The 11,643-nt window shown below is 72.0% G+C and carries 8 protein-coding genes; 2 read left to right on the top strand and 6 right to left on the bottom strand.

Going from position 1 to position 11,643, the window contains the following annotated elements; translation table 11 throughout:
• Nucleotides 1–102: 102 nt before the first annotated feature.
• A complete protein-coding gene (locus tag ACH4E8_RS03905) occupies nucleotides 103–3,828 on the bottom strand; it encodes a LamG-like jellyroll fold domain-containing protein (RefSeq protein WP_398444040.1) in 3,726 nt (1,241 codons plus the stop codon).
• Between the two features lie 68 nt (nucleotides 3,829–3,896).
• Nucleotides 3,897–5,438 carry an integrin alpha gene (locus ACH4E8_RS03910; RefSeq protein WP_398444741.1) on the bottom strand — a complete coding sequence of 514 codons (1,542 nt, stop codon included), beginning with the start codon at nucleotides 5,436–5,438 and terminating at the stop codon, nucleotides 3,897–3,899.
• Nucleotides 5,439–5,841: 403 nt separating this feature from the next.
• Here ACH4E8_RS03910 and ACH4E8_RS03915 point away from each other — a divergent pair, with 403 nt between their 5' ends.
• Complete coding sequence (locus tag ACH4E8_RS03915; protein WP_398444042.1) at nucleotides 5,842–6,339, top strand: nuclear transport factor 2 family protein; 498 nt, start codon at nucleotides 5,842–5,844, stop codon at nucleotides 6,337–6,339.
• Here the strand turns inward: ACH4E8_RS03915 and ACH4E8_RS03920 are convergent.
• Both ACH4E8_RS03920 and ACH4E8_RS03925 read right to left on the bottom strand, forming a co-directional pair.
• Nucleotides 6,334–7,233: an SDR family NAD(P)-dependent oxidoreductase gene (locus tag ACH4E8_RS03920; RefSeq protein ID WP_398444044.1), complete on the bottom strand. Its 900-nt coding sequence runs from the start codon at nucleotides 7,231–7,233 to the stop codon at nucleotides 6,334–6,336. The two genes, ACH4E8_RS03915 and ACH4E8_RS03920, sit on opposite strands and share 6 nt — an antisense overlap.
• On the bottom strand, nucleotides 7,230–7,739 hold the full coding sequence (locus tag ACH4E8_RS03925) for a MarR family winged helix-turn-helix transcriptional regulator (RefSeq protein WP_398444046.1): 510 nt from the start codon (nucleotides 7,737–7,739) through the stop codon (nucleotides 7,230–7,232). Before ACH4E8_RS03925 ends, ACH4E8_RS03920 begins: the two co-directional genes overlap by 4 nt.
• A gap of 139 nt (nucleotides 7,740–7,878) precedes the next feature.
• On the opposite strand from ACH4E8_RS03925, the gene ACH4E8_RS03930 reads away from it, so the two are divergent.
• Nucleotides 7,879–9,171 carry a glycosyltransferase 87 family protein gene (locus ACH4E8_RS03930; RefSeq protein WP_398444048.1) on the top strand — a complete coding sequence of 431 codons (1,293 nt, stop codon included), beginning with the start codon at nucleotides 7,879–7,881 and terminating at the stop codon, nucleotides 9,169–9,171.
• Between the two features lie 33 nt (nucleotides 9,172–9,204).
• Here ACH4E8_RS03930 and leuE read toward each other — a convergent pair whose 3' ends face one another.
• Together leuE and ACH4E8_RS03940 are read right to left on the bottom strand one after the other, a co-directional pair.
• Nucleotides 9,205–9,861 (bottom strand): leucine efflux protein LeuE, encoded by a 657-nt coding sequence (leuE, locus tag ACH4E8_RS03935; RefSeq protein ID WP_398444050.1) that lies wholly within the window; start codon nucleotides 9,859–9,861, stop codon nucleotides 9,205–9,207.
• A 58-nt stretch (nucleotides 9,862–9,919) separates the two neighbouring features.
• Nucleotides 9,920–11,512, bottom strand: coding sequence for a methylmalonyl-CoA mutase (locus ACH4E8_RS03940; protein ID WP_398444051.1), 1,593 nt, complete (start codon nucleotides 11,510–11,512; stop codon nucleotides 9,920–9,922).
• Nucleotides 11,513–11,643 lie beyond the last annotated feature (131 nt).

Here is an 11,643-nt window from a genome sequence, read left to right on the forward strand (position 1 = left end):
GTACTCCCGTGGCAGAGGTGGGAAGTGAAGGCGGGCGGGCCCGGTCGCCGTCCGCGGGGACGGCGACCGGATGACGCGATGGAGGGAGATCGATGCGGACGCTTACAACTGCGGCTTGACCCAGTTGTCCTGAAGCAGGTCGATCGTCGACTGGTCGAGGACGCCGTTGTAGATGCGGACGTCGTCCACCTCGCCGGCGAGGTGGTCACCCCAGCCACTGGCACTGATGCGGGCGCGACCCACTTGGAGGCCACCGGTGGCGGGCCAGGTCATCCCGACTCCGTCGATGTGACCTGACACGGGGTTGGGATCACCGGGCGTCGGCAAGGCCGCCTCGCCGTCCACGTACAAGCTCAGCCGTTGCGTCAGGGCGTCGTACGTGACGGTGATGAACTGGCCGATGCCTTCGTTGGGGTTGCCCCTCGGATAGGCGCGGGCAATCGCGGCGGGCGACTCGGCACCGGCGTCCTTCGGCGCGACCAGTTCCCAGTGGCCGGGGGTGATCCCGTCAGGGGATGCGGTGAAGCGGACCACGAATCGATTGGTGGTGTCGCCGGGCAGGGAGAGCACAGCTTGCTTCGTCGTCGCCGTCTTGCTGGAGAGGCGGACACGCGCGGTTACCGAGAAGCTGCCCGTGCCGTCGAGCGGCGGGGTGGCCGTGGCCGCGTAACCGTTGTTCTTCAGGGTCAGACGTCCGCCAGGAACATCCGCTCCCGAAGCGTCGGTCGTGTACATCATGACGTTGCCCTCAAGGACATCGGTGGGAGTTTCGGCGTAGTGCAGCGCACCCCCGCCCATCACCAACGGCTGCCCGCCGCCCGCCTCCGCGAACGACGTCCCGCCCGTCCCGCCGGCCGTGTCCAGGTTCCAGTACCCGAGCCGGGCCACCTTGCTCGCGACCATCTTCGAGACCTCGTCGGCCGTAGTGGCGCGGTTGTAGGCGCGGACGTCGGCGAGTTGGCCGTCCCAGTGGGAGCGGTAGCCCGTCTTGGCGCGCTCGCGACCCATTTGGAAGGTGCCGTACGCCTTCCACGGCAGCGGGCGGTCCGCCTCGGCGCGCAACTGGCCGTCGACGTAAAGCTTCAGCGGCTTGGGGGTGCCCGGGTCGTACACGCCGGCGAGGTGGCGCCACTCGCCGGCGCAGACGGGCTGTGACGTGCCGTCGGAGCAGGTGCGGTTGAGGGTCGTCGCGAGGGTGGTGTCGTTCATCGCCTCGACGTCTGACGTCGGCAGGGCGAACACGAACGTCTTCTTCGCGGCCTGGTAGGAGAGCCGGAAGCCGGGCTCGCCGGAGCCGTTCTGGCTGGCGACGGTCATGTCCCGGGTCAGGGTGTCGGGCTTGACCCACGCGCTGACCGAGAAGCCCCGCTCGGTGTCCACGACGGAGGTGTCCGCCTCCAGGTACGAGTCGGCGGAGCCGTCGAGGTCCATGACCCGGTCGGCGGCGGTGCCGTTGCCCGCGGTGTCGCGGGTGACCTTGGGGCCGATGTGCGCTGGGTGATTCCCCGACGTGTCGCGCGCCTTGTCCGCCTGCGCGCCGTCGGCCAGGGTCCACTGTGCGGCGGGCGGCGCGCCCGTGACCGCGTCGAACAAGTACGTGGTCTGTTCGCTGGCGTTGTTCGCACCGTCGTACGACGTCACGAAGAGCTTGTGGCCGCCGCGGTGTTGCGGGCTCCACTTCACCGTCACCGGCCCGCCGACCGCCGTCGGGGTCGCGGTGGCCGGCGGCTGGTTGTCGGAGTCGAAGTCGTACACGTACTTGGTGACCGCGTCGTCGAAGTTGTCCTCCGTGTTGGGCGAGATGGTGAAGCTGCCCGTCACGCCGACGCTCGCGCCGGGGTTCTCGCGGGGGAACTCCGGCGAGTCGACGAGCGGTGCGCCGGGAACGTTCTGGTCGATGACGAAGCGGCAGGTGGGACTCCAAGCGCTCCACACCACGCCGTCGCTGACCCGGGCGGAGTAGCTCACCACGGCGTTCTCGGGGATCGTCGTCCCCTTGAGGGCGCGCACCTGGTGTTGGAAGGTGGCACCCGGCGAGGCCATGCCGGTCGTGGCCGGGTAGGTCTGCGCCACGCCGGCCGCGTCGGTCCACGCCACCTTGAACTCGACCTTCACGGGCTCGGCGTAGGCGGAGCTGTGGTCAGGGTCGCTGGGCTGGGCGTACAGCACGGGCAGTCGGCTGACACGGACGCCGTTCGCGGAGGTGTTGCACGCGCCGCCCGGGTTGCTGGAGAGCTTCTTGTCGGTGAGCACGGTCGGCGGACGGTTGTAGGTGATGGAGAGGTGCGCGTTGCCGCACATCCGCTTCCACTCCGCGAACCGGGTCTCGTTGGCGGCGCGCAGGCCGAACGTCATCTTCGTCCAACCGCCGCGGACCGCGGCCTGTACGTCCTTGGCGAGCGCGCCGCTGGCGGCGGACTCGAAGTGGAGGTTGGGCGAGCTGCTGCACGCGGTCGGCTGGATGGCCTTGTCCACGGTGCCGAGGTGGGTGTCCCACAGTGCGTCTGTATTGCTCCAACTGCTGCTGGAGGTGATGCCGAAGTTCTTGCCGCCGACACGGTAGAGGCGCACGGGTTCGGCGGTTGGGGTGGCGGCGTAGATGTGGGCGACCCGGGCGGAGAAGGTGGCTTCCAGGATCGTCATGTCCGTGCGGTACGCCGTCAGCGGGACCGTGTACATCAGGCGGCGGGTGTCGATGCCCTGGCACGACGCGGCGCTGTAGTCGGTGGGGCACTTGCCCATGCCCTCGTTGCCGCTGAACTTCCAGTTCTGTTCGTTGGGCATGCCCTTGATGACCGAGGTCCAGGCGGAGGCCGGGCTGGTCAGCGGCGGGTCGATGACGACGGGGAAGGCTGCCGGCTTCGTGAGCAGCGCCTTGTCGGGGACGAGGGTGAGGGCGTCCTTGCCGACGGTCATGTCGACGGGAGCGACGGTGGCGTTGGGCGCGGGAGCGAGCGGCGCGCCGGCGGCCCCGGTCGAACCGGACCCCGCGGCGAGCTTGGCGCCCTTCGCGGCCTGCGGCGGAGCGGCGGGCGTGTCCCACATGACCGGTTCGGGTGCCTCGAAGACCACGCCCTTGGACTGGGTGTCGGTGATCTGGAGGTCACCGGACGCGGTGGTGCCCACCGTCAACGCTTCGGTGTGCATGCCGAGTTCGATCTTCGCGACGGCGGGGTTGGCCGCCGCCTCCGGGGTCTTGACGACGACGAAGTGGCCGAAGCCCTCGGGCTCGGCGCGGACGACGAGGTCGACGCCGGGGTGGACCTCGGCGTACGTGGCGGTGTCGCCGCTCACCGTGGGCGCGGGCAACGCACGGCCCGGCCAGCTCAGGGCGAATTCGCGGCCGGCTCGTTTGACCGTGGCGAAGGGGCCGGTACCGCCGTTGGACACGGACAGGTCCACGGTGGTGGCCGCTGGCCGCCACCGGCCGTCGGCGGACTTGGCGAGTTTGGTGTCGATGGGCCGCCAGCCGTCCCTGCCTAGGGCTCGGACCGGCTCCAGGAACTCCTGGGCGGTGAAGGACCCGTCGGGGTTGGCGACGACGGTACGGCGCTCCTCCCGCATGCCCGTCACCTCGACGGGCGCCTTCGCGGCTTCGGCTGCCTCCCGGGCCTCCGCCTCGGTCGGCAGCCCCTTGGCAACGGCCGCCTTCAGCCGGGCCTGGGTCGCCGCGGCGACACCGGACTGCGGGGTGCGCACCATCTCGCCGTCGTCTGATCCGTTGCCGATGTCGATGCCGAGCTGTCCGCTCGTGGCGAGCACCGTGGTCGCCACCGCGATGGCGCCCGCCGCCGTCCACGCGCCGCGCCGGCGCATGCTCCTGGACACTGCCTTCTCCCCCACCCTTGGTTGTCTGAGCCGCACTTGGTTCTTCGTCGCCCGTGGCGGGCGGGGAGTCACTGGATCGTCGCGCCGAAGGCCGTGTTGGCCGGCGGGATACCTCCTGCACCGGGCCGCCAGCTCTCGGTCGGCGCGCCGCCGGGGGCGACGTCCCAGGGGTAGGAGTGGACGGCGCGGTCGGTGGCCCGGGCGTACGGGAGGCCCAGGTAGAAGGCGTTTCGCGTGGCGAAGAGGTTCAGCCCGGTCAGGGCGTGGTCCGCGGGCGTCGCCGGTACTCCGTCGCCGGGCTCCAGCCACACGTCTCCGGTTCCGGGCGGGCCGACGAACGGCAGTACGGCGACTCCGCCGACGTCCTTGACGGGCGGGCTCGCGTCCTCGCCCGGGACTCCCACCGCGACCCGCGCCAGCCCCGGCGACGGGGGGAGGATCAGGTTCCGTTGGGTGATTCCCACACTCTGTCCGAAGCGGTCGCCCGCCTCTGCATCGCCTTCCACGCCCGGAGTGTCCTGGGTGATCCAGGCGTGCCACGTCGCCCCGCCGGTCGCCGTGACCTGGGCTACCTGGACGCCGCCGGCGTCGGTGAAGGAGCCCACGTCCTCCCCGGGCACCCCGACGGCGAGCACGGCTCCGTTCGGCTTGTTGGGAGTACTGGCGGGCGCGCAGCAGGCGGCCATCGCCACCGACGTGCCGTAGCCGTCACCCGCTTCGGCCGAGCTGTCGCCGAGGCCGTTGCGGACCTGGCCGCCGCTCCACGTGGGGTCGGGGACGCCGTCGACGTTGATCGAGGCCCGGAACACGGAGATCGCGCCGGCGCCCTTCTGCTGGTCGATGGATTCGCCGGGGATGCCTACGGCGAACCAGGGGCCGGCGGCGGCGATCGAGTACCCGAAGCGGTCGTTGGGCTCGGCGGTCTCCCAGATGCCCGGGCTGTCCTGGGTGAAGCGGGACACCTTCAGGTCCGCTCCGTAGAGGGCGACGACCATGCCGATGTCCGCCCCCGCGGCGGCGTCCTCGCCGGGCGATCCGATGACGAGGTACGCCACGTCGGTCGCCGAGACCGTGGTGGCGAGGGAGTAGCCGAACAGGTCACCGGCCTCGGCGTGTTCGCCCACCCAGCCGTCGGCGCCCTGTCGCAGGCCCTGGCTGATCGGGGTGCCCTGCAGGAGCCCGGCGGGGGATCCGTAGAGGAGGTGGACGAGGCCGGCGCCCTCGGCGGTGCCGACGTCTTCGTACGGCACGCCCACGGCCAGGTCGCTGCAGCCGTCGCCGTTGGCGTCGTAGGCGGCGAGGGAGAAGCCGAAGCGGTCGCCGTCCTCCGGCGCGTCCGAGACGTTGGGCGTGTCCTGCGAGAACTCGGCCACTCCCTTGCCGCCGCCGAGGACGACGCGGACGAGACCGGCGCGCTCCTTGCCGGAGACCGTTGCCTCCGGGTCGGCGATGGCCGTGTCCCGCACTCCGTCACCGTTGAAGTCGGAGTCCACTCCGCCCTGGCACGTGGCGGCGGCCACGGCTGGAGTCGCGGCGTACTGCCCCGCTCCCGTCGCCAGCAGCGCCGCTGCCGTGCAACAGACGGCGACCCGCCGCCACTTTCCCCCCACGGACAATGCCCGTCCCCCTCGATATCGACTTGTTCACTGGCAGACAGGTCGACTCATCAAGTAAGTCCACCTATCGCTGAGTGATCGAGAGAAACGATCATGCAGACCTGACGCCGTCACAACAAGACCACAATTAAGACATTGCCGTGCACCACCAGTCACAAGATGATCACAAGTGGTCAGATGTTGGCTGCTGGTCCTTCGTCGTCGCCGATCAGGTCGGCGAGCGCCGCGCCCGCACGGACCGCATGCCGTCCAGGTGCGCGTGGTCGTCCAGGACGCCCCCATCGGGCGCTTACCGGGGAGGTAATGGCGCAGGTCAGCGCCGGCCGGCGAGGATGGCGAGCAGGCCGCACCGACCGTCGGGCGCGCGGAGCAGACCAGTACGGATCGGAGAGTTGACGTGTCGACACCTGTCAGGGGAACGGCCACGGAGTCCACCCGCGACGTCGTGTCAGAGCTGCTGCGTCGGATCGGTGAAGGCGATCCGGAGCGCATCGCGCAGTTGTACGCCGAGCAGGGCGACTGGAAGCTGAGTTGGCCCGAGGTGGAGCACGACCGCGCGGCCACGCCGTGGATCCGGCACCGCTCCACCCGCGCCGATGCCGCCGCGCACTACCGTGCGCTCGCCGAGCACCACGTGCCGGAGCGGGCCGCGACCGCGGTCGAGCGGATCCTCGTCGACGGGGACGACGCGGTCGTGCTCGGTGAGATCCGGCAGACCGCGCGGGCCACCGGCCGCGCCTACCGCGCCCGGTTCGCGCTCCATCTGACGGTCGAAGACGGCCTGGTCACCCGTCACCACGTGTACGAGGACAGCCTCGCCGTCACCCGGGCGTTCGGCGGGGAGAGCGCGGGTGGGGAGCGGGATGCGACGTCGCCCCGCGCGCACCCGCTATGACCGGACCGGAAGCGGTTCGACGCCCAGCAGGGACGCCGTTCTTTCGTAGACGGCGCGGGCGAGTTGCGGCGAGCGGGCCGGCCGGGAGGGCGTCGCCGGGCGCGATGCGGTGAAGAAGCCGCCGCTGGGGTGCGGGGCCGGGGTGGCGGTGGTGAGCCAAAGGGTGGTTCGCACGCCCTCGTCCGGGGTGATGGAGAACGGACGGAACAGCGGGGCCGTCAGCCGCATCAGGCCGCCGGCGTTGGCGTTCATGCGGGTGCCCTTCACCATGCCCGGGTTGGCGTTGTACGTCCGCATGCCGGCGGGCAGCCGGCGGGCCAGCTCCGCCGTTGCCAGGAGGCCGAGCAGTTTGCTGGTGCCGTAGACGTGGAGTTGGGAGTAGAGGCGGTCGTGCCAGGACGTGCCGAGGACGTCCGGCGCGTCCTCGTCGAGTCGGCCGCGCTTCTCGACGAAGGTGGAGAGGTTGACGACCCGGGCGTCCGCGGCGAACGCGTCCGCCGTCAGGAGAGCGTGGGTGAGCAGGAACGGCGCGTGGTGGTTGACGGCGTGGGTGCGTTCGGCGCCGTCCGGGGTCTCGCCGTAGCGGGCGAAGGCCGCTCCCGCGTTGTTGACGAGGACGTCGATGCGGGCGGCGTCGGTCGTCAGGTCCGCCGCCAGCTCCGCAGCCAGGTCGCGGACTTCGGACCGTAGGGAGAGGTCGGCCGCGTACGCCCGGGGCGGGGCGGCGTCGGGGTCCGCGGGGAGCAGGTCGCGCAGGGCGTCGGCCGCCGCGGCGGTACGGGGTGCGTCGCGCCCCACGAGGACGACGCCGTAACCCGCCAGGGCCAGCCGGCGCGCGGTCACCAGGCCCAGGCCGCCCGCGGCCCCGGTGACGACGGCGGTCTTACGGTTCACGACGCGCCCCCGGCGGCGGGCCGAGCATCGCCCGCCGCCTCCCGCAGCAGCGCGTGCAGCCGCAGCCGGCCGTCCTCGTCGAGACGGGCGAAGGGCGAGCGCTCGACCGCGTGCCGAATGACTTGGTCGCGCAGGGCGCAGCCCTCGGGGGTGAGCTGGAGGAGCTTCGCACGGCGGTCGGTGGGGTGCGGGATGCGGCGGACCAGTCCGTGCTTCTCCAGGCGGTCGACCATCGACGTGGCGGTCGAGGCGTCGCAGTTCAGCCGGTCGGCCAGCTGCCGCGCCGTCATCTCCCGCTCGCCGCTGAGCCGCCACAGCGCATCGGCCTGCGCGTCGGTCAGCTCCAGGTCACGGAGCAGGCGCTTCAACTCGCCCTGCACCTCGTCGCGGAGGGCGAAGAGGTAGTCGATCAGTTCGCGGTTGATCAATTCACCATCGGTCAGCTCACGGTTGTTCGGTTCACGGTTGTTCGGTTCACGGTCCACGCGTTGGTCGGCAGCGTCCACGACTCCATATTGCATGGACTTTCCCATTATTTGAAGTTCCATGAATAAGGGGGGCGGGTGTTCTGCCATTGGGGTGTCCGCGGTGGGCGCCCCCGCGCATCCGCCGCCCCCGCCCACCGGATGCGGTAGGACCACGAGCATGCGCACCAGCCGGCCCAGCCCAGCCGCCCGCGAATCGGCGACCCGCGCGTTCGACGTCGTACGGCAGCGCGCGCTCGACCGCGCCCCGTGGCTGCTCCTGCTGTCGCTCGCGGTGCACGCGGTCGTCCTGGTCGTCGCGCCGCCGGACCCCTTCGACCTGCGGGTGTACTGGGAGGCGTCGCCGCAGGTCCGCTCGGGCCGGCTGTACGACTTCCGGGCGGCGTCGAGCGGGCTGCCGTTCACGTACCCGCCGTTCGCCGCGGTGGTGTTCCTGCCGCTGTCGTACGTGCCGTGGCCGGTCGCCGTCGTCGGCTGGCACCTGCTCTCGTTGGCCGCGCTGGCGGTGGTCGTCGGCTGCGCCGGGCGACTGCTGCCCGGCCGGGCGGGGGCGCGCCGGGGGCTCGGGCGGGACCGGGTGATGCTGTGGGTCGCGGGGGCCCTGTGGCTGGAACCCGTACGGCACACCCTCGACCTCGGACAGGTCAACCTCATCCTGGCAGCCCTCGTGCTGTGGGGGCTCGCGGCGGCCAAGGAAGCCGGTGCCGTCGGTGCGGCGGTGGGGGTGGCCGCGGGGGTAAAGCTGACGCCCGCGGTCGGCGGGGCGTATCTCCTGTTGACCCGGCAGTGGCGGGCCGCGCTCGCCGCGTGCGTCGTCTTCGTCGGCACCCTCGCGCTGGGGTGGTCGGTCGCGCCGCGGGAGTCGGAGCGCTACTGGAGCTCGCTCGTCGTCGAACCGGAGCGGGTCGGCCTGGTCACGTCCGTACGCAACCAGTCCCTGCGGGGCGCCGTCGGCCGGGCCCTGGGGCACGACGTCGGCTTCGACGCGCCCTGGCTGCTCGCCGCGCTCGCCGTCACCGTGCTCGCCGGGTACGCCGGGTGGGTCGCCGTCCGCCGCGCCGACCTGCTGGGCGCGCTGGTCGCCGTGCAGCTCGCGGGGCTGCTGCTGGTGCCCATCTCCTGGAGCCACCACTGGGTGTGGTGCGTACCGGCGATGATCTGGCTGCTGTACGGGCCAGGGCCCCGGGCGCTGCGGCTGACGGCGCTCGCCGCCTGGGCGCTGGCGACCGCCGGCCGGGTCGTACCGCAGCTGAACCACGTCGAGGCAGTGCTACCGCCGGGGGCGCCGGCGCCGGGGCTGCTCGCCGTGGCGGGCTGGGTGTACGCGGTGTGCGCGCTGCTGACGCTGGTCGCGATCGCGGCGGCGGGCCGGGACCGTACGGCCGGTACGAGCCGGGCGGCACGGCACCGACCGCGCACGGCGGCCGCGGCGCTGGGCGCGGACCGGCCGTGACGCGTCCCGAACGTACGCCCCGGGCCCGCCGCCTCACGCGCTGCTGAGCGACAGCTTCACCGCGAAGCCGAGGAACAGCGCGCCGGCCGCCGAGGTCGCCCCCGCCGACAGCCGCTTGCGGCGGCGGAACGCCGACGCGAGGTGGGTGCCGGTGAATATCAGCAGCGTCAGGTAGAGCACGCTGGCGAGCTGCGCGAAGGCGCCGAGCACCACGAAGGAGAGCGCCGGGTAGGCGTACGCGGGGTCCACGAACTGCACGAAGAAGGCGATGAAGAAGAGGATCGCCTTGGGGTTCAACAGGCTGATCACGAAGGCCCGGCGGAACGGCCGCTCCGTCGCCGCCGGCTCCGCGGACGCGGCGGCCTCGGTCAGCACGGTCTCGCGACGGCTGCGCCACATCCCCCAGGCCGCCCGCAGCATGCCGATCGCCAGCCAGGTCAGGTAGCCGGCGCCGGCGAACTTCACCAGGCCGAACAGCAGGTCGTTCGTCTTCAGCAGGGACGCCACGCCCGCGGCGGAGAGCACCATCAGCACCGTGTCCCCGGCCCAGACGCCCGCGGCGGCGCGATAGCCCGTGCGCACGCCGCGCCGCGCGGCGACGGAGAGCACGTACAGCGAGTTCGGCCCCGGCAGCAGGATGATCAGGACCAGCCCCGCCAGGTACGTCGGAAGATCGGTGACGCCCATCATGCGTTGGAGTGTCGCAGACGGGTACGACACTCCGCCGTGATCGGGAACACTCGCCGACTCACAGCGCCGTGGAGGGGACGTACGTGCCCCACACCTCCCGCAGCGCGTCGCACACCTCGCCCACCGTCGCCCGCGCCCGCAACGCGTCCTTCATCGGGTACAGCACGTTGGCGTCGCCCCGCGCCGCCGCCCGCAGCGCGTCCAGCGCCCCCGCCACCGCCGCGCCGTCCCGCTGCGCACGCAGCCGCGCCAGGCGCTCGCCCTGCCTGGCCTCGATCGCCGGGTCCACCCGCAGGGGCTCGTACGGCGGTTCCCCGCTCTCGTCCCGCACGAAGCGGTTGACGCCGACCACGACGCGCTCGCCCTCGTCCGTCTCCCGCGCGATGCGGTACGCGTTCTGCTCGATCTCGTACTTCTGGAAGCCCTGCTCGATCGCGCCGACCGCACCGCCCAGGTCCTCGATGCGGGCCAGCAGCGCGAGCACCTCCTCCTCCAGCCCGTCGGTCAGTCGCTCGATCGCGTACGAACCGGCGAAGGGGTCGACGGTGGCGGTCACGTCCGTCTCGTGCGCCAGCACCTGCTGCGTGCGCAGCGCCAGCCGCGCCGCCCTGTCCGACGGCAGGGCGATGGCCTCGTCGAAGGAGTTGGTGTGCAGGGACTGGGTGCCGCCGAGGACGGCCGCGAGCCCCTGGACCGCGACCCGGACCAAGTTCACCTCGGGCTGCTGCGCGGTGAGCTGCACGCCCGCGGTCTGGGTGTGGAAGCGCAGCATCTGCGCCTTGGGGTTGCGGGCGCCGAAGTCGTCCCGCATCACCCGCGCCCAGATGCGGCGGGCGGCCCGGAACTTCGCGACCTCCTCCAGGAGGGTGGTGCGGGCGACGAAGAAGAAGGACAGCCGGGGCCCGAAGTCGTCGACGTCCAGGCCGGCCGCGACCGCGGTGCGGACGTACTCCACACCGTTCGCGATCGTGAAGGCGACCTCCTGCGCGGGCGAGGCGCCGGCCTCCGCCATGTGGTAGCCGGAGATCGAGATCGGGTTCCAGCGCGGCAGCTCGCGCCGGCAGTACGCGAAGGTGTCGGCGACCAGCCGGAGCGAGGGTCCGGGCGGGAAGATGTACGTGCCGCGGGCGATGTACTCCTTGAGCACGTCGTTCTGGATCGTGCCGTTCAGGCGGGGCGCGAGCACCCCCTGCTCCTCGCCGACGAGCTGGTAGAGCAGGAGCAGCAGGGCGGCCGGCGCGTTGATCGTCATCGAGGTGGAGACCCGGTCCAGCGGGATCCCGTCGAAGAGCACGCGCACGTCATCGACCGCGTCGATCGCCACGCCGACCTTGCCGACCTCGCCGTGCGCGATCGGGGCGTCCGAGTCGTGGCCCATCTGGGTCGGCAGGTCGAAGGCGACGGACAGGCCGGTGGTGCCGTCCGCGATGAGCTGCCGGTAGCGGGCGTTGGACTCCGCGGCGGTGCCGAAGCCGGCGTACTGCCGCATCGTCCAGGGGCGGCCGGTGTACATGGTCGGGTACACGCCCCGGGTGAAGGGGTACGCGCCGGGGGTGCCCAGCCGCTCGGCCGGGTCCCAGCCCGCCAGCGCTTCGGGTCCGTACAACGGCTCGATGGGCAGCCCGGACTCGGACTCGCGCGCCGCCGCCATGGCCACCTCCCTCCAGGAGTGCCGAGGGCCGTTGCAGGGTCGGTCGTGGGGCGTTGCAGGTGTCGATTTCGCAACGTCTTTCCCATCATGCTCGCGAATGAGCAACCGGGCAGGGCGGGAATGCATCTCTC

Origin of the sequence: Streptomyces sp. NPDC017979 (assembly GCF_044328175.1) — a bacterium.
GTDB lineage: Bacteria > Actinomycetota > Actinomycetes > Streptomycetales > Streptomycetaceae > Streptomyces.

Excerpts from the sequence above, each read along its gene's own strand:
- ACH4E8_RS03940 (WP_398444051.1), bottom strand. The coding sequence starts at position 11,512 with ATGGCGGCGGCGCGCGAGTCCGAGTCCGGGCTGCCCATCGAGCCGTTG.
- ACH4E8_RS03930 (WP_398444048.1), top strand. The coding sequence starts at position 7,879 with ATGCGCACCAGCCGGCCCAGCCCAGCCGCCCGCGAATCGGCGACCCGC.
- leuE (WP_398444050.1), bottom strand. The coding sequence starts at position 9,861 with ATGATGGGCGTCACCGATCTTCCGACGTACCTGGCGGGGCTGGTCCTG.